This is a genomic window from Microvirga thermotolerans (assembly GCF_009363855.1).
Classification (GTDB): Bacteria; Pseudomonadota; Alphaproteobacteria; order Rhizobiales; family Beijerinckiaceae; genus Microvirga; species Microvirga thermotolerans.
This window is the reverse complement of sequence record NZ_CP045423.1, coordinates 3,800,053-3,823,049: the sequence shown is the minus strand read 5'-3', so window position 1 is coordinate 3,823,049 and position 22,997 is coordinate 3,800,053. Positions and strand designations below refer to the sequence as shown.

25 protein-coding genes are annotated in these 22,997 nt (G+C 69.8%); 17 read left to right on the top strand and 8 right to left on the bottom strand.

Annotated elements, in window-relative coordinates:
* Positions 1–687: 687 nt before the first annotated feature.
* The 5 genes from rpsT to mutM all read right to left on the bottom strand — a co-directional run bounded on the left by rpsT (position 688) and on the right by mutM (position 4,686).
* On the bottom strand, positions 688–954 hold the full coding sequence (gene rpsT / locus GDR74_RS18055) for a 30S ribosomal protein S20 (RefSeq protein WP_152587596.1): 267 nt from the start codon (positions 952–954) through the stop codon (positions 688–690).
* A gap of 169 nt (positions 955–1,123) precedes the next feature.
* Positions 1,124–1,891: a TSUP family transporter gene (locus GDR74_RS18050; protein WP_152587852.1), complete on the bottom strand. Its 768-nt coding sequence runs from the start codon at positions 1,889–1,891 to the stop codon at positions 1,124–1,126.
* Positions 1,892–1,918: 27 nt separating this feature from the next.
* Complete coding sequence (locus tag GDR74_RS18045) at positions 1,919–2,692, bottom strand: enoyl-CoA hydratase (RefSeq protein WP_152587595.1); 774 nt, start codon at positions 2,690–2,692, stop codon at positions 1,919–1,921.
* Between the two features lie 97 nt (positions 2,693–2,789).
* Complete coding sequence (locus tag GDR74_RS18040) at positions 2,790–3,584, bottom strand: DUF2189 domain-containing protein (protein ID WP_152587594.1); 795 nt, start codon at positions 3,582–3,584, stop codon at positions 2,790–2,792.
* Between the two features lie 220 nt (positions 3,585–3,804).
* On the bottom strand, positions 3,805–4,686 hold the full coding sequence (mutM, locus tag GDR74_RS18035) for a bifunctional DNA-formamidopyrimidine glycosylase/DNA-(apurinic or apyrimidinic site) lyase (RefSeq protein ID WP_152587593.1): 882 nt from the start codon (positions 4,684–4,686) through the stop codon (positions 3,805–3,807).
* Between the two features lie 105 nt (positions 4,687–4,791).
* Here mutM and ubiE point away from each other — a divergent pair, with 105 nt between their 5' ends.
* From ubiE to GDR74_RS17985, 11 genes are all read left to right on the top strand, one after another.
* On the top strand, positions 4,792–5,541 hold the full coding sequence (gene ubiE / locus GDR74_RS18030) for a bifunctional demethylmenaquinone methyltransferase/2-methoxy-6-polyprenyl-1,4-benzoquinol methylase UbiE (RefSeq protein WP_152587592.1): 750 nt from the start codon (positions 4,792–4,794) through the stop codon (positions 5,539–5,541).
* 1 nt (position 5,542) lies between these two features.
* On the top strand, positions 5,543–7,114 hold the full coding sequence (gene ubiB / locus GDR74_RS18025) for a 2-polyprenylphenol 6-hydroxylase (RefSeq protein ID WP_152587591.1): 1,572 nt from the start codon (positions 5,543–5,545) through the stop codon (positions 7,112–7,114).
* A 4-nt stretch (positions 7,115–7,118) separates the two neighbouring features.
* On the top strand, positions 7,119–8,342 hold the full coding sequence (gene coaBC / locus GDR74_RS18020; protein WP_152587590.1) for a bifunctional phosphopantothenoylcysteine decarboxylase/phosphopantothenate--cysteine ligase CoaBC: 1,224 nt from the start codon (positions 7,119–7,121) through the stop codon (positions 8,340–8,342).
* Positions 8,339–8,806: a dUTP diphosphatase gene (gene dut / locus GDR74_RS18015; RefSeq protein WP_152587589.1), complete on the top strand. Its 468-nt coding sequence runs from the start codon at positions 8,339–8,341 to the stop codon at positions 8,804–8,806. The genes coaBC and dut overlap by 4 nt, the downstream gene beginning before the upstream one ends.
* A complete protein-coding gene (locus tag GDR74_RS18010; RefSeq protein ID WP_152587588.1) occupies positions 8,803–9,252 on the top strand; it encodes an RrF2 family transcriptional regulator in 450 nt (149 codons plus the stop codon). The genes dut and GDR74_RS18010 overlap by 4 nt, the downstream gene beginning before the upstream one ends.
* A 74-nt stretch (positions 9,253–9,326) precedes the next feature.
* Positions 9,327–10,289, top strand: a complete 963-nt coding sequence (gene cysK / locus GDR74_RS18005) for a cysteine synthase A (protein ID WP_152587587.1) — start codon at positions 9,327–9,329, stop codon at positions 10,287–10,289.
* A gap of 158 nt (positions 10,290–10,447) precedes the next feature.
* Positions 10,448–10,996 (top strand): hypothetical protein, encoded by a 549-nt coding sequence (locus GDR74_RS18000; RefSeq protein ID WP_152587586.1) that lies wholly within the window; start codon positions 10,448–10,450, stop codon positions 10,994–10,996.
* Positions 10,997–11,014: 18 nt separating this feature from the next.
* Entirely contained in the window at positions 11,015–11,254 is a 240-nt protein-coding gene (locus tag GDR74_RS17995) for a hypothetical protein (RefSeq protein WP_152587585.1), read from the top strand.
* 18 nt (positions 11,255–11,272) lie between these two features.
* Complete coding sequence (locus tag GDR74_RS17990) at positions 11,273–11,479, top strand: hypothetical protein (RefSeq protein WP_152587584.1); 207 nt, start codon at positions 11,273–11,275, stop codon at positions 11,477–11,479.
* Between the two features lie 18 nt (positions 11,480–11,497).
* Positions 11,498–11,674, top strand: coding sequence for a hypothetical protein (locus GDR74_RS18260; protein ID WP_194164577.1), 177 nt, complete (start codon positions 11,498–11,500; stop codon positions 11,672–11,674).
* Between the two features lie 99 nt (positions 11,675–11,773).
* Entirely contained in the window at positions 11,774–13,009 is a 1,236-nt protein-coding gene (locus GDR74_RS17985) for an MFS transporter (RefSeq protein ID WP_152587583.1), read from the top strand.
* Positions 13,010–13,057: 48 nt separating this feature from the next.
* Here the strand turns inward: GDR74_RS17985 and typA are convergent, their stop codons facing one another.
* From typA to GDR74_RS17970, 3 genes are all read right to left on the bottom strand, one after another.
* On the bottom strand, positions 13,058–14,887 hold the full coding sequence (gene typA / locus GDR74_RS17980; protein ID WP_152587582.1) for a translational GTPase TypA: 1,830 nt from the start codon (positions 14,885–14,887) through the stop codon (positions 13,058–13,060).
* Between the two features lie 256 nt (positions 14,888–15,143).
* Positions 15,144–16,253, bottom strand: coding sequence for a site-2 protease family protein (locus tag GDR74_RS17975; RefSeq protein WP_152587581.1), 1,110 nt, complete (start codon positions 16,251–16,253; stop codon positions 15,144–15,146).
* A gap of 209 nt (positions 16,254–16,462) precedes the next feature.
* Complete coding sequence (locus tag GDR74_RS17970; RefSeq protein WP_152587580.1) at positions 16,463–17,695, bottom strand: argininosuccinate synthase; 1,233 nt, start codon at positions 17,693–17,695, stop codon at positions 16,463–16,465.
* 250 nt (positions 17,696–17,945) lie between these two features.
* Between GDR74_RS17970 and GDR74_RS17965 the strand changes: the two genes are divergently transcribed.
* From GDR74_RS17965 to GDR74_RS17940, 6 genes are all read left to right on the top strand, one after another.
* On the top strand, positions 17,946–18,572 hold the full coding sequence (locus tag GDR74_RS17965) for a 2-hydroxychromene-2-carboxylate isomerase (RefSeq protein WP_152587579.1): 627 nt from the start codon (positions 17,946–17,948) through the stop codon (positions 18,570–18,572).
* Between the two features lie 323 nt (positions 18,573–18,895).
* A complete protein-coding gene (rpsA, locus tag GDR74_RS17960; protein WP_152587578.1) occupies positions 18,896–20,599 on the top strand; it encodes a 30S ribosomal protein S1 in 1,704 nt (567 codons plus the stop codon).
* A gap of 133 nt (positions 20,600–20,732) precedes the next feature.
* On the top strand, positions 20,733–21,131 hold the full coding sequence (locus GDR74_RS17955) for a YkvA family protein (protein WP_246179794.1): 399 nt from the start codon (positions 20,733–20,735) through the stop codon (positions 21,129–21,131).
* A 181-nt stretch (positions 21,132–21,312) separates the two neighbouring features.
* Positions 21,313–22,275 (top strand): signal peptide peptidase SppA, encoded by a 963-nt coding sequence (gene sppA, locus GDR74_RS17950; protein ID WP_152587576.1) that lies wholly within the window; start codon positions 21,313–21,315, stop codon positions 22,273–22,275.
* 25 nt (positions 22,276–22,300) lie between these two features.
* Entirely contained in the window at positions 22,301–22,612 is a 312-nt protein-coding gene (gene ihfB, locus GDR74_RS17945) for an integration host factor subunit beta (protein ID WP_152587575.1), read from the top strand.
* Positions 22,613–22,639: 27 nt separating this feature from the next.
* On the top strand, positions 22,640–22,990 hold the full coding sequence (locus GDR74_RS17940) for a LapA family protein (RefSeq protein ID WP_152587574.1): 351 nt from the start codon (positions 22,640–22,642) through the stop codon (positions 22,988–22,990).
* Positions 22,991–22,997: the final 7 nt, after the last annotated feature.

Sequence of the window (22,997 nt, the reverse complement as noted above, 5' to 3'; positions counted from 1 at the left end):
CAGGCGCCCCCAATACTACTGATGGTTATCTTTTTACGCTTAAGTACAGATGGCCGTGACCGGTCATCTTCTGTCCAACCTCTCAAGCTTTTCCAAGTCGAAACCCGAACGAGGGAAGAGCTTTCTCTTGTTTCTTGATTCTCGAGACAATGCCCCGTCCTCGCTTTCGAGCGCTATACCTTGTCACTTGAGAGGATGACTTCGCGGCAGGCCGTCGAAGTGAGATTGACCTTACACAGGGGGGTAGGGGCGGGCAATACGGCCGAGTCGAGTCCCGGGAGCTTCGCCGCGTTCTCCGGTATCCCCGGACCCGTCCACAGCTTTTCCGCCTGCGCCATAAAGTCCTGAGTCTCCAATTGATTCACAGTTCCATCACAGCTTGGCGGCAGCCTGCAAAAAGAGTTTTCCCGCAACCCCGATTCAGGACCGATTCGGGCGTCCCGGGCGTCGGATTCCGATGCTTCGCGAAGCTTTGCCTGCTAAGCTGTTGAAGGGGATCGCGTTTTATTGCGCGCTCCGAACCTGCGGGCGGGGGCGGATCACCCCTGGAAAGGACTTTCGAGTCAAGATCGAATGTGGATAAGACCGCTCCCCCGCGCGGACGCTCCGGGCATGAAAAAACCCGGCGCCAGGGCCGGGTTCTTCAAGCGTCGATCCGCGATCGCGGCGATGCGGCGAAGCCGTCGCTCAGGCAACCAGCGCCTTCACGCGCTGGGCGAGGCGGGACACCTTCCGCGAGGCGGTGTTCTTGTGCACGATGCCCTTCTGGGCGGCGCGCATGATCTCGGGCTCGGCGGCCCGGAGCGCGGCGACGGCCTCGTTCGGGTTGCCGGAGGCGATCGCCTCCTCGACCTTACGGATGAAGGTCCGCATGCGGCTGCGGCGCGAGCGGTTGACCGCGGTGCGCTTCGCGATCTTGCGGGTCATCTTCTTGGCCGACACGGTGTTGGCCATGGCCAGTCCTCGTTCTCTAAAGTCCGACGCGGGCGAGCCGGTTCTCCGGCTTGAGACGGCGGTCGGTTGATTGCATGGAAACCGAAGAGCCCGCGGAACGCGCGGGCTCGTGTGGAGCGGCTTATAGCGACGGCCGCGCCGAACGTCAACGCTTGCTGGCGTTTGCGCGTCAAAAAAGCGCCGCGAGCCCCTGCCGCCAGGGATTGGCGGGGTCGAGGAGGAGCCTGAGCGCCATCAGTCCCGACACCGCCACGAGGAGGGGGCGGATGATCCGCGCCCCGTGGCGCATCGCCAGCCGGGAGCCGATCTGCGCCCCCAGCAGGGAGGCGCCCGCCATCAGGAGCCCGACCGGCCAGACCACCGCGCCCGTCGCGGCGTAGAGGAAGAGGCTGCCGAGATTGCTGCACAGGTTGAGCAGCTTGGTATGGGCGGTCGCCCGCACCACCCCGTAGCCGAGCAGGGTGACGAAGGCCAGCATGTAGAAGGAGCCCGCGCCCGGGCCGAAGATCCCGTCGTAGAACCCCACCGCCACCGGCACCGTCGCCCCGAAGGCGAGGGCTCCCATCCGCGCATGGGCGTCCTCGTTCCGGACGCTCGGCGAGAAGGCGAAGAAGAGGGCGATGGCGATGAGGAGCACGGGGATCAGCCCGTCCAGGACGGGCCGGGGCAGGAACCGGACGCAGAGCGCCCCGGCGATCCCGCTCGCGAAGGCGACGAGGGCGAAGCGCCAGGCCGAGGCCCAGGCGATCAGGCCCTTGCGGCCGAAGGTGTAGGTGGCCGAGGCGGCGGCGAAGGTGCCCTGCACCTTGTTGGTGGCGATGGCCTGGGCCGGGTCGAGTCCGGCGAGGAGCAGGGCGGGAACCGTCACGAGCCCGCCGCCCCCCGCGATGGAGTCGACGAACCCGGCGACGAGGGAGACGGCGGCCAGGGCCGCCATCGCGTCGAGGCTCGGAAGGGCCACGGATCAGCGGTCCGAGAAGCGGGGGGCGCGCTTCTCGACGAAGGCGGCCATGCCCTCCTTCTGGTCGGCGGTGGCGAACATGGCGTGGAACACCCGGCGCTCGAAGCGGACGCCCTCGGACAGGGACACCTCGTCGGCCCGGTTGATGCTCTCCTTCGTCATCATGACGATGGGCTGGGACATGGAGGCGATGGCCTCGGCGGTCTTGAGCGCCTCGTTCAAAAGCTCCGCCGTCGGCACGACCCGGGCGACGAGGCCGGAGCGCTCCGCCTCCTCCGCGCCCATCATGCGCCCCGTGAGGCACATCTCCATGGCCTTCGCCCGGCCGATGAGGCGGGTCAGGCGCTGGGTGCCGCCCATGCCGGGCATGACGCCGAGCTTGATCTCGGGCTGGCCGAACTTGGCGTTCTCCGCCGCGATGATGAAGTCGCACATCATGGCGAACTCGCAGCCGCCGCCCAGCGCGAAGCCCGCCACCGCGGCGATCATCGGCTTGCGCCGGTTCGCCACCCGGTCCCAGCCGGCGAAGTGGTCGTCCGCGTAGATCTGCGGATAGGTGAGGTTCGCCATCTCCTTGATGTCGGCGCCCGCCGCGAAGGCCTTCTCGGAGCCCGTCACCACGATGCAGCCGATCCCGCGGTCCGCCTCGAAGACGTCCAGCGCCCGGTTCACCTCGCCGAGCAGGGTCGCGTTGAGGGCGTTCAGCGCCTGCGGGCGATTGAGGGTGATGAGCCCCACCTTGCCGCGGGTTTCGACGATGATCGTTTCGTAATCCATGCCGTCGCCTCCTCGATGGAGGCTCACCGGTAGGCGAGGCGCAGGAAACGGGCAAGTGGAAATCGCGGGCCGGGCGCGCCCGGCCCGGGGAGCCGTCTCAGCCGGGGACCGCGCGGCGGTAGAGGTGCCAGGTCGCGTGGCCGAGGACCGGAATCACCACCGCGAGCCCGAAGAAGAAGGGGATGAAGCCCACCAGCAGCAGGACGGCGACGATCAGTCCCCACAGGGCCATGGGGCCCGGGCTCGCGCCGACCGCCTGGAGCGAGGTCTGGATCGCGACGGGGACGCCCACGTTGCGGTCGAGCAGCAGCGGGAAGGACACGACGCTGATGGACAGCACGAGCGCGCCGAAGGCGAGGCCGATGGCGTTGCCGATGAGGATCAGCGTCCAGCCCCGGCGGGTCGTGAGGACCTCCTGCAGGAACCCGGTGAGGGTCGCGGGGAGGTAGTCGCCGAAGATCGTGTGGTAGAGCGCCTGCGCGGTCGCGAGCCAGAGAAAGAGGATCGCCACCAGGATGCCGCCCAGCGCTGCGATGGAGCCGATGGCGGGGGAGCGCAGCACTCCCGAGGCGCGCGCCAGGGCGAGATCCTCTCCCCGTTCGCGGCGGCGGCTCAGTTCGTAGAGCCCCACGGCGGCGACGGGGCCGACGAGGGCGAAGCCCGCCACCAGCGGATAGAGCAGCGGCAGGACGTTGTTGCCGAAGATGGCGGCGGCGAGGAACAGTCCGAGGACGGGATAGATGAGGGCGATGAAGAGGGCGTGGGTCGGCATCGCCAGGAAGTCGTCGAGCCCGCGGCGCAGCGCCTCCCTGAGATCCTCCACGCCGATGGTCCGCACGGCAGGCGCCTGCAGCGCGGGACCCACGCCGGGCATCGTATGAATTTTCGCCATAGCCTTAACCTCCGAAACCGGTTCGGGCGGTTCGGCATCGGCGTGTCCGCCATGGGCCTTGCCCCCGGGAGGCCGCCGGCGACGCGGACGCCGCAACCTGCCCATCGAGTCGGGCAGTGTAGCCGCGTTCGTCCTTCCTGTCGCCGGGGAAGGCCGGGTGTCGTCGCCGGCTCGGGCCGACCTCACGCTGTTGTCATCGCAGGGAACGGCGGGAGCGGTCTCACGTCTGGCAGGAGGGGCAGAGGAAGGTGGAGCGCCCCCCCTGCACCAGCCGCGCGATCCGGCCCGTGCAGCCGGGCGCGGTGCAGGGCTCCCCCTCCCGGTCGTAGACCCGGAAGGCGTGCTGGAAATAGCCGAGGGTGCCGTCCACCCGGGCGTGGTCCCTCAGGGTCGAGCCGCCCGCCGCGACGGCCTCGTTCAGGACGTCGCGGATCGCCTCGGCGAGCCTGTGCGCCTTCGCGGTGGGCCCGCCCCCGGCAGCGGCGAGGGAGCCCGCCGGGGCCTCCGGGTGGAGGCCCGCCCGGAACAGGGCCTCGCAGACATAGATGTTGCCGAGCCCCGCGATCAGGCGCTGGTCGAGGAGGGCCGCCTTCAGCGGGGTGCGGCGGCCGGCGAAGAGCCGCGCGACCGTCTCGCCCGACAGGGCGTTGCCGAGGGGCTCGATGCCCATGTCCCTGAAGTGGCGGCAGGTCTCGATCCCGGCGCGCGGGACGAGATCCATGAAGCCGAAGCGGCGGGCGTCGTTGTAGGTGACGGTGGCGCCGTTCGAGAGGGAGAAGACCACGTGGTCGTGGGCGCCGGCGGCCCCATGTTCGTGGTGGAACTCCCCGGGCCTGACGCTCCGGCCCTCCTGCGTGACGAGGAAGCGCCCCGACATGCCCAGATGCATCACCAGGACCTCGCCGGACGACAGGTCCGCCAGGAGGTACTTGGCGCGCCGGCCCAGGGCCGTCACCTCCCGGCCTTCCAGCCGCTCCGCGAACCGCTCGGGGAAGGGGAAGCGCAGGTCCGGGCGGCGCTGGATCACCCGCGTGAACCGCGCCCCCACCATGGCGGGCTCCAGGCCCCTGCGGACGGTCTCGACTTCGGGAAGCTCGGGCATCAACCATCTCTCGGTGTCGGGGAGCCCCTTACATAGCCATCCGGGCCCGCATCCGCTATGGATCGCGGCACGCGACGACGGAACGGCGAGGGGAAGGATCGGCAGATGAGCGAAGAAACCACCCATTTCGGGTTCCAGTCCGTGCCGCTCGAAGAGAAGCAGGGCCGGGTCAACGAGGTCTTCCATTCCGTCGCGGGCCGGTACGACCTCATGAACGACCTCATGTCCGGCGGACTCCACCGGGTCTGGAAGAACGCCCTGGTCGCCATGCTGCGGCCGCCGCGGAACCGGCCCTTCCGTCACCTCGACGTGGCCGGCGGCACCGGGGACGTGGCCTTCCGCATCCTGGAGGCCGGAGGGCCCGCGACCCATGTGACGGTCCTCGACATCAACGGCGACATGCTGGCGGTCGGCCGGGAGCGGGCGGGGCGCGCCCATGACGGGCGCATCGACTTCGTGGAGGCCAACGCCGAGGCCCTGCCCTTCGAGGACAAATCCTTCGACGCCTACACCATCGCCTTCGGCATCCGGAACGTGCCGCGCATCGACGTCGCCCTGCGCGAGGCGCACCGGGTGCTCAGGCCCGGCGGGCGCTTCCTGTGCCTGGAGTTCTCCAAGGTGGACGTGCCCGGCCTCGACCGGATCTACGACGCCTATTCCTTCAACGTGATCCCCCGCCTCGGCCAGTTGGTCACGGGGGATGCGGAATCCTACCGGTACCTCGTCGAATCGATCCGGCGCTTCCCGCCCCCGGCCGCCTTCGCCCGCATGATCGAGCAGGCCGGCTTCAGGCGCGTCAGCTACCGGCCTCTGACGGCGGGGGTCGTCGCCATCCATTCCGGCTGGAAGATCTGACGTGATCGGCAGCCTCGTCCATCTCTTCCGCAACCTGCGCGCCGGCTTCGTCCTGGCGCGGGAGGGCGCCCTCGCGCTGATCGACCCGAACGTCCTGCCGCCTGCGGCCCGGATGGCCCTGCGCCTCGCGCGCCTCATCGAGCGGCGGCAGGCGGGGGACGGCGCGGCGCGGCTTTCCGCGGCCCTGACGCGGCTCGGGCCGTCCTACGTCAAGTTCGGCCAGTTCCTGGCGACGCGGCCCGACATCGTCGGCGTCGCCGCTGCGCGCGACCTCGAGCACCTTCAGGACCGCATGCCGCCGTTTCCGCGAAAGGATGCGGTGCGCATGGTCGAGATCGCCCTCGGCCGCCCCATCGGCGAGCTGTTCCTGGAGTTCAGCGAGCCGATCGCGGCCGCCTCCATCGCCCAGGTCCACAAGGCGGTCATCCGCACGCCGGAAGGGCCGCAGACGGTGGCGGTGAAGGTAGTCCGCCCCGGCGTGCGCGAGGGCTTCGCCCGCGACCTTCAGGCCATGCGCGCCGCCGCGCGCCTCGTCGAGCGGCTCGTGCCCGACGCCAAGCGCCTCAAGCCGGTCGAGGTGGTGGAGGCGCTCGCCCGCTCCGTGGCGGTCGAGATGGACCTGCGCCTCGAGGCGGCCGCCGTCTCGGAGCTCGGGGAGAACACCAGGGACGATCCGGACTTCCGCGTGCCGAAGCCGGAATGGGACCTCACCGCCCGCGACGTGCTGACCATCACCTGGATCGACGGCATCCGCCTCAACGACGTCGCCGGGATCGAGGCGGCGGGCTTCGACCGCGTCGCCCTGGCGCGCACGGTCATCCAGTCCTTCCTGCGCCATGCGATCCGCGACGGCTTCTTCCACGCGGACATGCACCCGGGCAACCTGTTCGTGGATCCGCAGGGGCGCCTCGTCGCGGTGGATTTCGGCATCATGGGCCGCCTCGGCATGAAGGAGCGGCGCTTCCTGGCGGAGATCCTGCTCGGCTTCATCCGCCGCGACTACCTGCGCGTGGCGCGGGTGCATTTCGAGGCGGGCTACGTGCCGCCCCATCATTCGGTCGAGGATTTCGCCCAGGCCCTGCGCGCCATCGGCGAGCCGATCCACGACCGGCGCGCCGACGAGATCTCGATGGCGAAGCTGCTCTCGCTGCTGTTCGAGATCACGGCCCTGTTCGACATGGCGACGCGCATCGAGCTCGTGATGCTGCAGAAGACCATGGTGGTGGTGGAAGGGGTCGCGCGAAATCTCGACCCGCGCCTCGACATGTGGACCACCTCCGAGCCGGTGGTGCGGGAATGGATCGAGCGCCACCTCGGTCCCGTGGGCCGCATCGAGGAGGCGGGCTCCGCCCTGTCCACCCTCGGCGGCCTCGCAGCGGACCTGCCCGACATGGCGCTCCGGGCCAGGCGCGTCCTGAACCAGCTCGAGGACGTGACGGCCAAGGGCGTCCCGCTGCACAAGGACAGCGTGTCCGCGATCGGCCGGGCGGAGGCCCGGGGCAACCGGTGGAGCGCGGCGGCCTTGTGGATCATCGCCCTGTCGCTGATGATCCTCGCGATACGGGGGTTCTGAGGACATGACGCTCGACGGCAAACGGATCCTACTCGTCATCGGCGGCGGGATCGCGGCCTACAAGTCCCTCGACCTGATCCGGCGCCTCCGGGAGCGCGGCGCCTCCGTGCGCTGCATCATGACGGCCGGGGCACAGCAATTCGTCACGCCGCTCGCGGCTTCCGCCGTTTCCGGGCAGCGCACGCACACCGACCTGTTCGACCGGGAGGACGAGGCCGATATCGGCCATATCCGCCTCGCCCGCGACGCGGACCTCGTCCTCGTGGCGCCGGCCACGGCCAACCTCATGGCGAAGATGGCCGGCGGCCACGCGGACGATCTCGCCTCGACCGTTCTCCTCGCCACGACCCTGCCGATCCTCCTCGCGCCCGCCATGAACGTGCGCATGTGGCTGCATCCGGCGACGCAGCGGAATCTCGCGACCCTGCTGGCGGACGGCGTGCGCGTCGTCGGGCCGAACGAAGGCCCGATGGCCGAGGCGGAAACCGGGCCGGGGCGGATGGCCGAGCCCCTGGAGATCGTCGCCGCCGTCGAGAAGCTCTTCGCGCCGTCCGGCCCGCTTCTCGGCCGGCATGTGCTCGTCACCTCCGGCCCGACCCACGAACCCATCGACCCGGTGCGCTACATCGCCAACCGCTCCTCCGGCAAGCAGGGCCACGCCATCGCCCGCGCGGCGGCGGAGGCGGGCGCGCGGGTGACGCTGGTCTCCGGTCCCGTGGATCTTCCCGATCCGCCCGGGGTGACCACGATCCGCGTGGAAAGCGCCCGCGACATGCTCCGGGCCGTCGAGGAGGCGCTGCCCGCCGACATCGGCGTCTTCGCCGCCGCCGTGGCCGACTGGCGCGTCGCCAACGCGGGCGGGCAGAAGATCAAGAAGGACGCGGGCGCCCTGCCGGAGCTTCGCCTCGCCGAGAACCCGGACATCCTCGCCACCGTTGCGAGGCGCGGCGAGAACCGTCCTCCGCTCGTGGTCGGCTTCGCGGCGGAAACGGAGCACGTGATCGAGCATGCCCGGCGCAAGCTCGCCAAGAAGGGGTGCGACCTCATCGTCGCCAACGACGTGTCCTCGGGAACCGGCGTGATGGGCGGCGACAGCAACACGGTGCATCTCGTGAGCGCGGCGGGCGTCGAGACCTGGCCGACGCTCTCCAAGAACGAGGTGGCGCGCCGCCTCGTCGCGCACATGGCAGAGATCATGGCAGAGATGGTGAAGGGCCCCGGCGAATGACCCACCTGCTCCGCATCCGGCGGCTCGCCCACGCCGCGGACCTTCCGCTCCCGCGCTACGAGACCGCGGGCGCGGCGGGCATGGACCTGATCGCCGCCAATCCGGAGGAGGCGCCCCTCGTCCTCGCGCCGCTCGCGCGCGCCCTGGTTCCGACCGGACTCGCGATCCAGCTCGAGCCCGGCTACGAGGCGCAGGTCCGCCCGCGCTCGGGCCTCGCCCTCAGGCACGGCGTCACCGTGCTCAATGCGCCGGGAACGGTGGATGCCGATTACCGGGGCGAGGTGCAGGTGCTCCTCGTCAATCTGGGACGGGAGAGCTTCACGGTGACCCGCGGCCTGCGCATCGCCCAGATGGTGATCGCGCCCGTGACCCGGGTCGAGCCGGTGGCGGTGGAGGCCATCGACGACACGCCGCGCGCCGGGGGCGGCTTCGGCTCCACCGGACTTCAGGGGAGGGGACGATGAACATTCTCTCGCGCCGGTCGCTGCTCGCCATCGCGGCCGTCACGGACATCGCGCTGCACGCCCGGCCCATGCCGGTCTCGGCGAAGGCCCTGGCCGCCCGGCACAACCTGCCTCCGCGCCATCTGGAGCCGGTGCTCCAGGCGCTCGTCCGCAACGGCATCCTCAAGGGACTGCGCGGCCCGCGGGGCGGCTACGAGCTCGCCCGCGAGCGGCGGCGGATCACCGCCGGCGACATCGTCCGGGTGGCGATGACCGCCTACGAGGACGAGGGCGGCTCCCCGCTTCCGGAGTCCCGCCTCGCGGAGTCCGTGGTGGAGCCTCTGGTGCGGAAAGGCATCGATGCCTTTCTTGCCGAACTCGACCGGGTCACGGTGGAGGATCTCTGCAACGAAGCGCAGTCCGAGACGGAGGTGGAGCAGGCGACGCCCGCAGATTTCACGATATGAATCCGTATAATAACGAGTTCATCGACATTGGACGTTAAATAAGCTAGACCTCGTTCAGACACAAGGAGAGTTCCATGGCTGACACTGTCCAGAAGCCGGGCCGCGGCCGGATCTACGGCTCCATCACGGAGACCATCGGCAATACCCCTCTCGTCCGTCTGAACCGCCTGCCGAAGGAGCGCGGCGTCGACGCGGAGATCCTGGTCAAGCTCGAGTTCTTTAACCCGATCTCGAGCGTGAAGGACCGCATCGGCGTGAGCATGATCGACGCCATGGAAGCGGCCGGCGCCATCAAGCCGGGCGCCACGCTCGTGGAGCCGACCTCCGGCAACACCGGCATCGCGCTCGCCTTCGTGGCCGCGGCGCGGGGCTATCGCCTCATCCTGGTGATGCCGGAGACCATGTCCATCGAACGCCGCAAGATGCTGGCCTATCTCGGCGCCGAGCTCGCCCTGACGCCGGGGCCCCTGGGCATGAAGGGCGCCATCGCGAAGGCCGAGGAGCTCCTGAAGGAGATCCCGGGCGCAGTGATGCCGCAGCAGTTCCGGAACCCCGCCAACCCGGAGATCCACCGCAGGACCACGGCGGAGGAGATCTGGAACGACACGGGCGGCCGGCTCGACGCCTTCGTCGCCGGCGTGGGCACCGGCGGCACGATCACCGGCGTCGGGCAGGTGCTCAAGCCGCGCTTGGCCAGCCTGAAGGTGATCGCCGTGGAGCCGGAGGATTCACCCGTTCTCTCCGGCGGCCAGCCGGGGCCGCACAAGATCCAGGGCATCGGCGCCGGCTTCGTGCCGGAGGTGCTCGACCGCTCGGTGATCGACGACGTGGTGACCGTCGGGAACCAGACCGCCTTCGACACGGCCCGCCAGCTCTCGAAGCTCGAGGGCATTCCGGGCGGCATCTCCACCGGCGCCAACGTGGCGGCCGCCCTCGAGATCGCGGCGCGTCCGGAATTCCGGGGCAAGCGCATCGTCACCGTCGCTCCCTCGTTCGCCGAGCGCTACATTTCGAGCCCGCTCTTCGAGGGGCTTTGAACCGTCCCGCCGCGACGGCGGATGCTTGCGAAGGGGCGGCCGCGGGGCCGCCCCTTCTTTTTTCGAAAGGCGCGAAGCGTGGCCAGAACTTCCCTTGGCCCGCCGGGTTCTCCTTGTTCCGACACGAATTGTTCAAGCGATATTTCAAGGAGTTCGTCATGGCGGATCGGAAGGCTCCCCATTCCCTGCACGACCGGACGGCGGACCAGATCCGCAACGAGCAGCGCGGCGGAGCCGGTACACCCGTCGATCCCAACCGCGACAGCGGCCCCGAGGCCAATGCGAGCCTGCGCCGCGTCTGGGACGAACCCGGCGGCGAGGCCAACAATTACCGGAACGCCATGGTGGGCGCGGGCGGCAAGGCAGACAACCACAGCGACCTCACGGCGGCGGAGACGCCGGAGACCACGCGGCACCTGAGCGACGCCAGCCTCTCCCCAGCCGATCGCGACGCGACCGCGGAGGCCATCGCCCGGGCGACGGCCGCGACCGGCAGCGAGCGTTCCGGCCGGGCCGAGGCCGGTCCGGACAAGGCTCCCACCCCGACGACCCACACGCCCCGGAATCCCGGCGGAATCGCCTCGTCCCTTCAGCCGGGCGGCACGGTCCCCGGCGGCGGGCCCGGCGCCTCGGCCGGATCCATCGGCACCGGCGGGGGCTCCACGGGCGGTGCGCCGACCGGGTCCGTCAAGCGCAACGGCACCTGAAACGGGCAGGAGGCGACCATGGGCTATGCAGGCTACGGCAACCACTCCAACGACCCGGCGCAGGACGGCCGGCAGGGATCCGAAGCGGAACGCAGGCCCGGGGCCGAGCGGCCGTCCGGCGAGAAGGCGGCCAAGCGGAAGATCCCTTCCGCCGGGCCCCATGCCGACCCTTCGCTGACCAATCCCGACGCCACGCCGGGGACCGGCACCCTCACACCGCCCGGCAACGGCGAGGGCACGGAATCGGTGACCGGGTAGAGGGGCGAGGAGACGACGATGACGGACAAGGACAAGGCTGAGCCGCGCGTTCCCACCGAGCGGCCGGACCCGAACGCGGCGGCCCGCAATCCCCGGCCCGGATCGGAAGACCGCCCGGGCTTCGACCTCGGCGGCGCTGCGGAGAACGACACGGATACGGTCGTTTCCAACGGGGTCCCGGGCGGGCCCCGAAGCGATCCCGCCGGAGGCGGCGGTCCCACCTGACAGGACGAGGCAGGCCCCATGAGCACCGACAGGACGAAACGGAGCGAGCGCTCCGGCACCGCATCCGCCAAGGACATCGACGGCCCGCGCCTGACGCCCCAGGGCCGCACGGACCCCGCGGGCAAGGGCGAGGATTCGACGAACCCGTCGGGCGCGGGCGCGAAGAAGGGACAGGGGGACAAGGCCGAGGGCTGAGGCTTCGGCCCGCCGCCGCAGGAAACGGGTGGGCGGCGCCCGAGGCGCGGCGCATAGGGACACGGCAAGATCTGCAAGATCCAAGTGCCGGATGCTCCCATGCCGAACCCCCTGCCGCCCTCGTTCCGCTTCCTCGCCCGGTCCAACCTCGCCGCACAGTCGGCCGAGCAGATCGGGCTCGCCGCTGCCCCGCTCATCGCCGTCCTCGCCCTCGGCGCCGGTCCCGGCGAGACCGGGCTTCTCGCCGTCGTTCAGACCCTCCCGTTCCTTCTCCTGTCGTTTCCCGCCGGTATCCTGGCCGACCGGCTGCCGCGCCGGACGCTGATGGCCGCCGCGGAGGGGCTCCGGGTCCTCGCCCTGCTGGCCCTGCCGCTCCTTGCGGCGGCAGGATGGCTCTCGATTCCGACCCTGGCGGCCCTCGGCTTCGCGGCGGCGACGGGAACGGTGGTCTTCAGCGTCGCCGCGCCGGCCCTCGTCCCCTCCCTCGTCGGGCGGAGCCTGCTCGCGAAGGCGAACGGGCAGCTCGAACTGGCCCGCAGCATCGCCTATGCGGCGGGCCCGGCCCTGGCGGGGAGCCTCGTCGGCTTCCTCGGAGCCTCGCCGACCTTCGTGCTGGCGGCCGCCCTGTCGGCGCTCGCCGTTCTGCTCCTGGTCCGGGTCCCGGAGACCCCGGTCGCTCCCGCGGCCCGGCGCCGTCTCCGGCAGGACCTGAAGGAGGGGGCCGCCTTCGCCTGGAGACATCCCTACCTCCGGCCGATCCTGCTGACCGCGGTCGCCTGGAACCTCGCCTGGTTCGTGCTCCAGGCGGCCTATGTCCCCTACGCGGCGCGGGTCCTCGGCCTCGATGCGGCGGGCATCGGCACCTCGCTGGCCACCTACGGGATCGGAATGATCGCGGGCGCCCTCGCGGCGCCGCGCCTCGTGGGCCGCCTCACCTTCGGGGCCGCCATCCTCGTGGGCCCCATCGTCTCGGTGGCGGCCGCCTTCGCCATGGCCGCGACCCTCTGGGTGCCGGCCGGGGCGCTCGCGGCCTTCTCGTTCTTCCTGTTCGGCGCAGGCCCCATCCTGTGGACGATCGGCCAGACCACCCTGCGCCAGACCGTGACGCCGGTCTCCCTCCTGGGCCGCGTCTCGGCCCTGGTGATGACCGCGACGGCGGGCGCCCGGCCCATCGGGGCCGCCGCGGGCGCGGCCATCGGCGCGGCCTACGGGCCGGAGGCCTGCATTGCGGTCGCGGCGGCGGGTTTCGTCGTGCAGCTCCTCGTCATCCTCGCCTCGCCGGTGGCGAGGCTCGAGGCCCTGCCGGATCCCGTGGCCGGGCCGGCCGGATCATGAAAAAAGCCGCCCGAGGGCGGCTTTTCAGGAGCGCGGGCTTTCGCCGGCTCAGGCGCTCAGCGCCTCCTTCTGCTTCTCGGCGCGCTTGCGCTCGTTCGGATCGAGGATCGCCTTGCGGATGCGGATCGACTTCGGCGTCACCTCGACGAGCTCATCGTCCTGGATCCAGGCGAGCGCCTTCTCCAGGGTCATGCGGATCGGCGGGGTGAGGCGCACCGCCTCGTCCTTCGACGTGGTGCGGATGTTGGTGAGCTTCTTGCCCTTGAGCACGTTCACTTCGAGGTCGTTGTCGCGGCTGTGGATGCCGACGATCATGCCCTGGTACACCTTGCAGCCCGGATCGATGATCATCGGGCCGCGATCCTCCAGGTTCCAGAGCGCGTAGGCCACCGCCTCGCCCTGGTCGTTGGAGATGAGGACGCCGTTGGTGCGGCCCGCAATCTCGCCCTTGTAGGGCTCGTAGGCGTGGAACAGGCGGTTCATGATCGCCGTGCCGCGGGTGTCGGTCATCAGCTCGCCCTGGTAGCCGATGAGGCCGCGGGTCGGGGCGTAGAACACGAGGCGCTGGCGGTTGCCGCCGGAGGGGCGCATCTCCACCATGTCCGCCCGGCGCTCCGACATCTTCTGCACGACGACGCCGGAATGCTCCTCGTCCACGTCGATCACCACTTCCTCGATGGGCTCGAGGAGCTGGCCCGTCGCCTCGTCCTTCTTGAACACCACGCGCGGGCGCGAGACGGCGAGCTCGAAGCCCTCGCGGCGCATGGTCTCGATGAGGATGGCGAGCTGCAGTTCGCCGCGGCCCGACACGTAGAACGAGTCCTTGTCGGCGGATTCCTCGATCTTCAGCGTCACGTTGCCTTCCGCCTCCTTGAAGAGGCGGTCGCGGATCATGCGGCTCGTCACCTTGTCGCCCTCGGTGCCGGCGAGCGGCGAGTCGTTGACGAGGAACGACATGGTCACGGTCGGCGGATCGATGGGCTGGGCCGGCAGCGCCTCGGTCACTTCCGGCGCGCAGAACGTGTCGGCCACCGAGCCCTTCTCGAGGCCGGCGATGGAGACGATGTCCCCCGCCTCGCCCTCCTCGATGGGCTGGCGCTCGATGCCGCGGAAGGCGAGGATCTTCGACACGCGGCCGGTCTCGATCACCTTGCCGTCGCGGTCGAGCACCTTGATCGACTGGTTCGGCTTCACGGTGCCGGAGGTGATGCGTCCGGTCACGATGCGGCCGAGGAAGGGATTGGCCTCGAGGATGGTGCCGAGCATGCGGAACGGCCCTTCCTCCACCTTGGCGGGGGGCACGTGGTCGAGCACCAGGTCGAAGAGGGGAGCGAGGCCCTGGTCCTTCGGGCCTTCGGGCGACGCGGCCATCCAGCCGTCGCGGCCGGACCCGTAGAGGATCGGGAAGTCGAGCTGCTCGTCGGTGGCGTCGAGGGCCGCGAAGAGGTCGAACACCTCGTTGATGACCTCCTGGTGGCGGGCGTCGGGACGGTCGATCTTGTTGATGGCGACGATGGGCTTGAGGCCGATCTTGAGCGCCTTCGAGACCACGAACTTGGTCTGCGGCATCGGGCCCTCGGCCGCGTCGACCAGCACGATGGCGCCGTCCACCATGTTGAGGATGCGCTCCACCTCGCCGCCGAAATCGGCGTGGCCGGGGGTGTCGACGATGTTGATGCGGGTGTCCTTCCAGACCACGGAGGTGGCCTTGGCGAGGATCGTGATGCCGCGCTCCTTCTCCAGGTCGTTCGAGTCCATCACGCGCTCGGCCACCCGCTGGTTCTCGCGGAAGGCGCCCGACTGGGCGAGCAGCTTGTCGACCAGGGTGGTCTTCCCGTGGTCGACGTGGGCGATGATGGCGATGTTGCGCAGCTTCATGAGGCAGGTCTTTCAAAGCAAAACGGCCCGGTCCGCGGGCCAAGCTTGGCCGCGCCCCTGGCTCGAACCGGGCGGAATATGATTGCGCTGCATTATCCCGATGCGCGCAAACCGGCAATAGGGCGGGCCGGATTAATAAGGCCCACCCTCCTGCGACCGTTCCATGACGGCTGCTCCGATATGGGTTGCGGACCCGCATTTTCCAACCCCGCGAGGGGAAGGCCAAGGTTGCGGCGGGCTTTTCCCGCCGGCCGGCTCAGGCGAAGGATTTCCCGCTGCGGAAGCGCCAGTCCGGGCGGACGCTGCGCACCATCATCATCTCGCCAATGTTCTCCAGGGTCACGAGCCCCGCGAGGTGGCCGTCCCCGTCGAGGACGAACAGGGCGGGAGCCCGGGTCCGCGTCAGCACGGCGAGGGCGGCGTCGAAGGGCTCGGCGTCGCCGACCGCGGGCACCTCCCGGGTCATCGCCTCCAGCACCGGCGTCGCCGCCCCGCCCGCGTGCAGGGCCTGGATCAGGTTCTCGCGGGTGAGGAGCCCGCGCGGCGCCCGCGCCCCGTCCACCACGGGAAACTCCTTCTGCGAGGTGCGCAGCATCAGGTCGACCGCGTCGTCCAGGGTGGCGGAGGTGGGCAGCGTCTCGAGGGAGCGGATCATGACCGCGTGGACCGGCAGGCCGCGGGTCGCGTCGCGGAACGCCATGTCCTGGGCCTCCGCCGTGGCGGCGAGATAGACGAACAGGCCGATGACGATCAGCATCGGGTTCGTGAACAGGCCGACGAGGGCGAAGACGAAGGCCGCCCCCTGGCCGATGCGGGCCGCGACGCGGGTCGCCTCCAGGCTGCCCATCCGCATGGCGAGGAGCGCGCGCAGGACCCGCCCGCCGTCCATGGGGAAGGCCGGGAGCAGGTTGAACACGACGAGGAAGATGTTGGCGCCGGCAAGCCGGGCGAGCAGGCTCGTGCGGGGATCGTCCATGGCCGCCGTGGCGGCGTCGCCGAGGCCGATGCCGAGGGCGAGGACGATGAGGGCGGCGATCGCCACGTTCACCGCCGGGCCCGCGACGGCGACGATGAGCTCCTCCCTCGGTTTGGAGGGAAGGCGCTCCAGGCTGGCGATGCCGCCGATGGGCCAGAGGGTCACTTCCGGCGTGCGGATGCCGAAGCGCCGGGCGGCGAGGATGTGCCCGAACTCGTGCGCCAGCACGCAGGCGAAGAGCAGCACCATGAACAGCACGCCCTCGACCGCCGCCTCGCGCCCGCCCATGCGCCAGTAGGAGGCGCCGATCCAGACCAGGAACAGCAGGAACGTCACATGGATGCGCACCGCCGTTCCGGCGATGCGCGCCACGGGAATCGACCAGACCATGAGGCTCTCCGCGGGTGTCGACCCTCAAGGTAGGAATTCCGGGCGCGGTTGGGGAGGGGCAGGCCAACGGCGCGGCAGGCTTCACGGGCGTGGGCCTGATGAGCCCGCTTCCGAGAAGCCGGTCCGCGCCTTCGGCCTGCAAAAAAGGCCGCTCTCGCGGGAGAGAGCGGCCGTCGGAGGGTGGGTCTCCTGAAGGCGGCCCTGCCGCCTTACAGCCCCAGCTTCTTCTTGCGCTGGGCCAGCGTGCGCAGGCGGAGGGCGTTGAGCTTGATGAAGCCGGCGGCGTCGCGGTGGTCGTAGGCGACCGCGCCCTCCTCGAAGGTCACGAGCTCCTGGTCGTAGAGGGAGTAGGGGCTCTCGCGGCCGATCACGTACACGCCGCCCTTGTAGAGCTTGAGCCGGACCTCGCCCGTGACGAATTCCTGGGACCGGTCGATCAGCGCCTGGAGCATCTCGCGCTCCGGCGAGAACCAGAAGCCGTTGTAGATCAGCTCCGCGTATTTCGGCATCAGCTCGTCCTTCAGGTGAGCCGCGCCGCGGTCGAGGGTGATCGACTCGATGCCGCGATGGGCGAGCAGCAGGATGGTGCCGCCGGGGGTCTCGTACATGCCGCGGCTCTTCATGCCGACGAAGCGGTTCTCCACCAGGTCGAGGCGGCCGATGCCGTTGATGCGCCCCAGCTCGTTGAGCTTCGCCAGGAGCGCCGCCGGGCCCATGCGCTGCCCGTCGATGGCGACCGGGTCGCCCTTCTCGAAGGCGATGGAGATGACGGTCGGCGTGTCGGGGGCGGATTCGGGATCGTTGGTGCGCGAATAGACGTAGTCCGGCACCTCGGCGGCCGGATCCTCCAGCACCTTGCCCTCGGAGGAGGCGTGCAGGAGGTTGGCGTCCACCGAGAACGGGGCCTCGCCGCGCTTGTCCTTGGCGATCGGGATCTGGTGCTGCTCCGCGAACTCGATGAGCCTGGTGCGGGAGGTCAGGTTCCACTCGCGCCAGGGGGCGATCACGGTCACGTCGGGCTTGAGGGCGTAGTAGGACAGCTCGAAACGCACCTGGTCGTTGCCCTTGCCGGTGGCCCCGTGCGCCACCGCGTCGGCGCCGACCTTCTCGGCGATCTCGATCTGCTTCTTGGCGATCAGCGGCCGGGCGATGGAGGTGCCGAGGAGATACAGGCCCTCATACTGGGCGTTCGCCCGGAACATGGGAAACACGTAGTCGCGCACGAACTCGTCGCGCAGGTCCTCGATGAAGATGTTCTCCGGCTTGATGCCGAGAAGCTCGGCCTTCCTGCGGGCGGGCTCCAGCTCCTCGCCCTGGCCGAGATCGGCGGTGAAGGTCACCACCTCGCAGCCATAGGTGGTCTGCAGCCACTTGAGGATGATGGAGGTGTCGAGGCCGCCGGAATAGGCGAGCACGACCTTGTTCACACGCTTGTCAGCCATGGCAGGAATTCCAAGAAACGAGGGACCTGCGCGACTTAGAACGGAAGCTTGGGCGGCGCAACGGGGATTTCTCCGGCCGGGCGCGTCCTGCCGGGCCTTCGCCGCCATGCGTCCAGAGCATTCCCGACCGGAAGGGACGCCGCTGCCTCGCGGGGCTCCGATGGATTAGGGATGCTCCCGCGGCATGGCCGGCCCGGGGGAAGGCGGCCGGCCTCGCCCGAAACCGTCCGACGACCGCTGAGCCCCAGCCATGCCAAGGCCGACCCTCGAGTTCTGGTACGAGTTCGCCTCCACCTATTCCTACCTTTCCGCCATGCGCATCGACGACGCGGCGGGGCGGGCGGGCGTCGCCGTCGTGTGGCGCCCCTTCCTGCTCGGGCCGATCCTTGGCGCGCAGGGGCTGAGCGACTCCCCCTTCAACCTCTACCCCGTCAAGGGCCGCTACATGTGGCGCGACATGGAGCGGGAGGCGGCCGCCCTGCGGCTGCCCTTCTGCCGGCCCAAGCCGTTTCCCCAGAACAGCCTCCTCGCCGCGCGGGTCGCCCTCGTCGGGCTCGACCGGGGCTGGACGCCGGATTTCAGCCGGGCGGTCTTCGCCGCGGAGTTCGGCAAGGGCCGCAGCATCGGCGATCCCGCGACCCTCGCCGAGATCCTCGCCTCCCTCGGCGAGAATCCCGACGCGGTGCTCGCCGAGGCCGGGACGGAGGCCAACAAGGCCCGCCTGCGCCGGGCGGGGGAGGAGGCCCTGTCCCGGGGCGTGTTCGGCGCACCCACCTTCTTCGCGGAGGACGGCGAGATGTTCTGGGGCAACGACCGGCTGGAGCAGGCCCTCGCCTGGGCGGTGGAGCGCGCCCGGTGCTCCCAGTGGCCGGTCTGACCCGGCCGCATTCCGGAGGCTCCGGACCTTCCGGGCCGGGAACCCTTGTGAACGGGCCCGAAAGGCGGTACATAGGGACCGTCCGGCAGGTGCTGTGCGGTTGCGGAACGGTCAGGGTGCGTCATGCGCGCCCTCTTTGCGCTTCCCGAGGCCTGGCGGATCATGCGTTTTCATCCGTCGACGATACGCCGGCCCGCTCCCCGAGGAGCGGCTTGTCGTGGACCCGGCCCTCGAGGGGCGTCCACGGCTGCGGCGGCTGAAAGCGACCCGTAACACGAGCCGCCGGCGTCGCCCCCTTGAACGAGGGCCATTCAGGAGAACCTATGTCCGCAGCATATCAGCAAGCGCCGAGCCGTGAGGATTTCGCGGCCCTGCTCGAAGAATCCTTCCGCACCTCCGAGATCAGCGAAGGCTCGGTCGTGAAGGGCAAGGTGGTCGCGATCGAAAAGGACGTCGCGGTCATCGATATCGGCGCCAAGACCGAGGGCCGCGTGCCCTTGAAGGAATTCACCGGCCCCAATCGCGACCAGACGATCAACGTCGGCGATGAGGTCGAGGTCTATGTCGAGCGCATCGAGAACGCGCTGGGCGAGGCCGTCATTTCCCGCGACAAGGCCCGCCGCGAGGAGTCGTGGGTGAAGCTCGAGAAGGCCTTCGAGGCCGGCGAGCGCGTCAACGGCGTCATCTTCAACCAGGTGAAGGGCGGCTACACCGTCGATCTCGACGGCGCCGTGGCCTTCCTGCCGCGCTCCCAGGTGGACATCCGCCCGGTGCGCGACGTCACGCCGCTCATGGGCGTGGCCCAGCCGTTCCAGATCCTCAAGATGGACCGCCGCCGCGGCAACATCGTCGTGTCGCGCCGCACGGTCCTCGAGGAGAGCCGCGCCGAGCAGCGCTCCGAGCTCGTGGCCAACCTCGAAGAGGGTCAGGTCATCGACGGCGTGGTCAAGAACATCACCGAGTACGGTGCGTTCGTCGACCTCGGCGGCATCGACGGCCTGCTGCACGTCACCGACATGGCGTGGAGGCGCGTGAACCATCCGTCCGAGGTCGTGAACATCGGCCAGACGGTCAAGGTGAAGATCATCAAGATCAACCACGACACGCACCGCATCTCCCTGGGCATCAAGCAGCTCCTCGCCGATCCGTGGGAGGGCATCGCCGCCCGCTACCCCGTCGGCGCCAAGCTGAAGGGCCGCGTCACGAACATCACCGACTACGGCGCGTTCGTGGAGCTGGAGCCGGGCATCGAAGGCCTGATCCACGTGTCCGAGATGTCCTGGACCAAGAAGAACGTCCACCCCGGCAAGATCATCTCCACCTCCCAGGAGGTCGAGGTCGTGATCCTCGAGGTCGACCAGGTGAAGCGCCGCATCTCGCTGGGCCTGAAGCAGACGCTCCAGAACCCGTGGGAGGCCTTCGCCGAGAAGCACCCGGTCGGCTCCGTCGTCGAGGGCGAGGTGAAGAACAAGACCGAGTTCGGTCTCTTCATCGGCCTCGAGAACGACGTGGACGGCATGGTGCACCTCTCGGACCTCGACTGGAACCGTCCGGGCGAGCAGGTCATCGACGAGTTCAAGAAGGGCGACATGGTGCGCGCCCAGGTTCTCGACGTGGACGTCGAGAAGGAGCGCATCTCGCTGGGCATCAAGCAGCTCGGCGGCGACCCCTTCGCGGAAGCCGGCGAGATCAAGAAGGGCCAGGTCGTCACCTGCGAGGTTCTCGAGGTGAAGGACGGCGGCATCGAGGTGAAGATCGTCGACACCGACCTTACCACCTTCATCAAGCGCAGCGAGCTTGCGCGCGACCGCGCCGACCAGCGCCCCGAGCGTTTCGCGGCCGGCGAGAAGGTGGATGCCCGCGTGACCCAGTTCGACCGCAAGGCCCGCCGCGTCACCCTCTCCATCAAGGCCCTCGAGGTCGCGGAGGAGAAGGAGGCCATGGCCCAGTACGGCTCGACCGACTCGGGCGCGTCCCTCGGCGACATCCTCGGCGCGGCCCTCAAGGCCCGCACCGACAAGAAGTGATCGGGCGGCAAGCCGCCCGACCGTCCCCGGACCCCGGTCCGGAGATCCTCTTTCGGAACCCGCGCGGATGTCCGCGCGGGTTTTTTGCTTCCGGGGGTGGCGGCCGATTGCACGAGGAGAACGGCGGTCCGACATGAAAGGCCCGACACGTGCCCTGACCCGCGCCCGCCGCTGGGCGCGAGCGGTCAAGACCGACATCGTCGCGCTCCATCTTGCGGCGCGCGACCCGCGTGTGCCGCTCTCCGCCAAACTCGTGGCCGGGCTCGTGGCGGCCTATGCGCTGAGCCCCGTCGACCTCATTCCCGACTTCATCCCCGTTCTCGGCTACCTCGACGACCTTCTCCTCGTCCCCCTCGGCATTCTCCTCGCGGTCCGGCTGATCCCGCCACCCGTCATGAACGACCTGCGGCGGAAGGCTGCGGCCCTGCAGGAGCGCCCGGCGAGCCGCATGGCTGCCATGGCCATCGTCACGCTCTGGATCGTAGCCGTGCTGGCCTTGGGGTGGACGTTCTGGCCCCGCGCGAGGTTCTAGAAACCGGCCATCCCCTCATTGGCACGCGGCGCGCGATGCCCTATCTGGTTCCGCTGCAAGGGCTTTCTCCCGGGTCCGAGTCGCCGCAAAGGCCCTTGCGACGTTTTCCGGATTCGCCGAATCCGGAAAAGGAGCCCAGGGTGAAGCCTCCGCGCTTGCCGCGACACACGAGACGAAACCGATGCCGATCGACGCCGAAGCCATCGCCGACCGCCGCCGCCTGCGCCGCAAGATCACCTTCTGGCGCGTCGTGGGGGTGCTCGCCCTCATCGCCGCCGTCCTCGCCCTCGGCTATTCCGCCTCCGACCGCGTCGGCTTCGGCGCGGGCTCCCACGTGGCGCGCATCTCGGTGGACGGCCTCATCACCGGCAGCCAGCGCATGGCCGACCTGATGGAGCGGGTCGGCAAGGCGCCCTCGGTGGCCGGGGTGGTGATCTCCATCAACAGTCCCGGCGGCACCACCACCGGCTCGGAGGAACTCTTCCGCAACATCCGCCGCCTCGCGGAGAAGAAGCCGGTCGTCGCCTTCGTGGACGGGACGGCGGCCTCGGGCGCCTACATCACGGCCATGGCGACGGACCACATCGTCGCCCGGGAGACCTCCATCGTCGGCTCCATCGGCGTCCTCTTCCAGTATCCGGACCTGTCCGGGCTCCTGGGCCATGTCGGGGTCAAGGTGGAGGCGATCAAGTCGGCGCCCCTCAAGGCGGAGCCGAACCCCTTCACCCCCACGAGTCCCGAGGCCCGCGCCGCCGTCGCCGCGGTGGTGAGCGACACCTACGACTGGTTCAAGCGCCTCGTCCGGGAGCGGCGGCGCATGAGCGACGCGGAGCTCGCGGCGGTGTCCACGGGCCAGGTCTTCAGCGGCCACCAGGGCGTCGCCCTCAAGCTCGTGGACGCGCTCGGCACGGAGCGCGACGCCATCGCCTGGCTCGAACGGGAGAAGGGCGTGCGATCGAACCTGCCCGTGCGCGACTGGAAGCCGCGCGGGGACCGGGACCTGTCGATCTTTGCGCTGGCCGTCGCCGGAGCCGATCTGATGGGCTTCGAAAGCCTGGCCGACGCCCTGCGCCGGAGCGCCTCGGGCATGGAGGCGGCGCGGCTTGACGGTCTCCTGGCCGTCTGGCACCCTTCCGAAAAGTAAAGATGCATCAAAGATATAACGCCCAATGATCAAATCCGAACTGGTGCTCAAGATCGCCGAACAGAACCCGCATCTGTACCAGAGAGACGTCGAGAACATCGTGAATGCGATCCTCGACACCATCGCGGATGCCCTGGCGCGTGGGGACCGGGTGGAGCTGCGCGGCTTCGGCGCCTTCTCCGTCAAGAAGCGGGACGCGCGGACCGGGCGCAACCCCCGCACGGGCGAATCGGTCCGGATCTCGGAGAAGGTCGTGCCCGTCTTCAAGACCGGCAAGGAGATGCGCCAGCGCCTCAACCCCGCGCCGAAGCCCCTCAAGGCCGCAGTCGCGCAGTAGCGCATCGATCCGGGACAGGAGAGGTTCGTGATTCGGTTTCTCAAGGCGCTCGTTCTTTTGCCCGTGGCGGTCCTGGTCGTGCTGCTGGCGGTCGCCAACCGCTCGCCGGTGACCCTCTCCCTCGATCCGTTCTCCCGCGAGGCGCCGGAATTCGCGGTTCAGCTGCCGCTCTTCGCCGTGATCTTCGCCGCCGTCATGGTCGGCGTGGTGATCGGCGGCGCGGCGACCTGGCTCGCCCAGGGCAAGCACCGGCGCGCGCGCCGCGCGTTCCGCCGGGAGGTGAGCCAGCTGCGCAGCGAGGCCGAGCGCCTGCGGGCGCAGAGCCGGACGGGCTCGACCCTGCCCTCCCTTCCCCCGTCGCAGACCCCCACCTTCTAGAGCCCCC

Bases quoted from the DNA above. Each gene is read 5' to 3' on its own strand.
- rpsT (WP_152587596.1), bottom strand. From the start codon at position 954: ATGGCCAACACCGTGTCGGCCAAGAAGATGACCCGCAAGATCGCGAAG.
- GDR74_RS18050 (WP_152587852.1), bottom strand. From the start codon at position 1,891: ATGGCGGCCCTGGCCGCCGTCTCCCTCGTCGCCGGGTTCGTCGACTCC.
- GDR74_RS18045 (WP_152587595.1), bottom strand. From the start codon at position 2,692: ATGGATTACGAAACGATCATCGTCGAAACCCGCGGCAAGGTGGGGCTC.
- GDR74_RS18040 (WP_152587594.1), bottom strand. From the start codon at position 3,584: ATGGCGAAAATTCATACGATGCCCGGCGTGGGTCCCGCGCTGCAGGCG.
- mutM (WP_152587593.1), bottom strand. From the start codon at position 4,686: ATGCCCGAGCTTCCCGAAGTCGAGACCGTCCGCAGGGGCCTGGAGCCC.
- ubiE (WP_152587592.1), top strand. From the start codon at position 4,792: ATGAGCGAAGAAACCACCCATTTCGGGTTCCAGTCCGTGCCGCTCGAA.
- coaBC (WP_152587590.1), top strand. From the start codon at position 7,119: ATGACGCTCGACGGCAAACGGATCCTACTCGTCATCGGCGGCGGGATC.
- dut (WP_152587589.1), top strand. From the start codon at position 8,339: ATGACCCACCTGCTCCGCATCCGGCGGCTCGCCCACGCCGCGGACCTT.
- GDR74_RS18010 (WP_152587588.1), top strand. From the start codon at position 8,803: ATGAACATTCTCTCGCGCCGGTCGCTGCTCGCCATCGCGGCCGTCACG.
- cysK (WP_152587587.1), top strand. From the start codon at position 9,327: ATGGCTGACACTGTCCAGAAGCCGGGCCGCGGCCGGATCTACGGCTCC.
- GDR74_RS18000 (WP_152587586.1), top strand. From the start codon at position 10,448: ATGGCGGATCGGAAGGCTCCCCATTCCCTGCACGACCGGACGGCGGAC.
- GDR74_RS17995 (WP_152587585.1), top strand. From the start codon at position 11,015: ATGGGCTATGCAGGCTACGGCAACCACTCCAACGACCCGGCGCAGGAC.
- GDR74_RS17990 (WP_152587584.1), top strand. From the start codon at position 11,273: ATGACGGACAAGGACAAGGCTGAGCCGCGCGTTCCCACCGAGCGGCCG.
- GDR74_RS18260 (WP_194164577.1), top strand. From the start codon at position 11,498: ATGAGCACCGACAGGACGAAACGGAGCGAGCGCTCCGGCACCGCATCC.
- GDR74_RS17985 (WP_152587583.1), top strand. From the start codon at position 11,774: ATGCCGAACCCCCTGCCGCCCTCGTTCCGCTTCCTCGCCCGGTCCAAC.
- typA (WP_152587582.1), bottom strand. From the start codon at position 14,887: ATGAAGCTGCGCAACATCGCCATCATCGCCCACGTCGACCACGGGAAG.
- GDR74_RS17975 (WP_152587581.1), bottom strand. From the start codon at position 16,253: ATGGTCTGGTCGATTCCCGTGGCGCGCATCGCCGGAACGGCGGTGCGC.
- GDR74_RS17970 (WP_152587580.1), bottom strand. From the start codon at position 17,695: ATGGCTGACAAGCGTGTGAACAAGGTCGTGCTCGCCTATTCCGGCGGC.
- GDR74_RS17965 (WP_152587579.1), top strand. From the start codon at position 17,946: ATGCCAAGGCCGACCCTCGAGTTCTGGTACGAGTTCGCCTCCACCTAT.
- rpsA (WP_152587578.1), top strand. From the start codon at position 18,896: ATGTCCGCAGCATATCAGCAAGCGCCGAGCCGTGAGGATTTCGCGGCC.
- GDR74_RS17955 (WP_246179794.1), top strand. From the start codon at position 20,733: ATGAAAGGCCCGACACGTGCCCTGACCCGCGCCCGCCGCTGGGCGCGA.
- sppA (WP_152587576.1), top strand. From the start codon at position 21,313: ATGCCGATCGACGCCGAAGCCATCGCCGACCGCCGCCGCCTGCGCCGC.
- ihfB (WP_152587575.1), top strand. From the start codon at position 22,301: ATGATCAAATCCGAACTGGTGCTCAAGATCGCCGAACAGAACCCGCAT.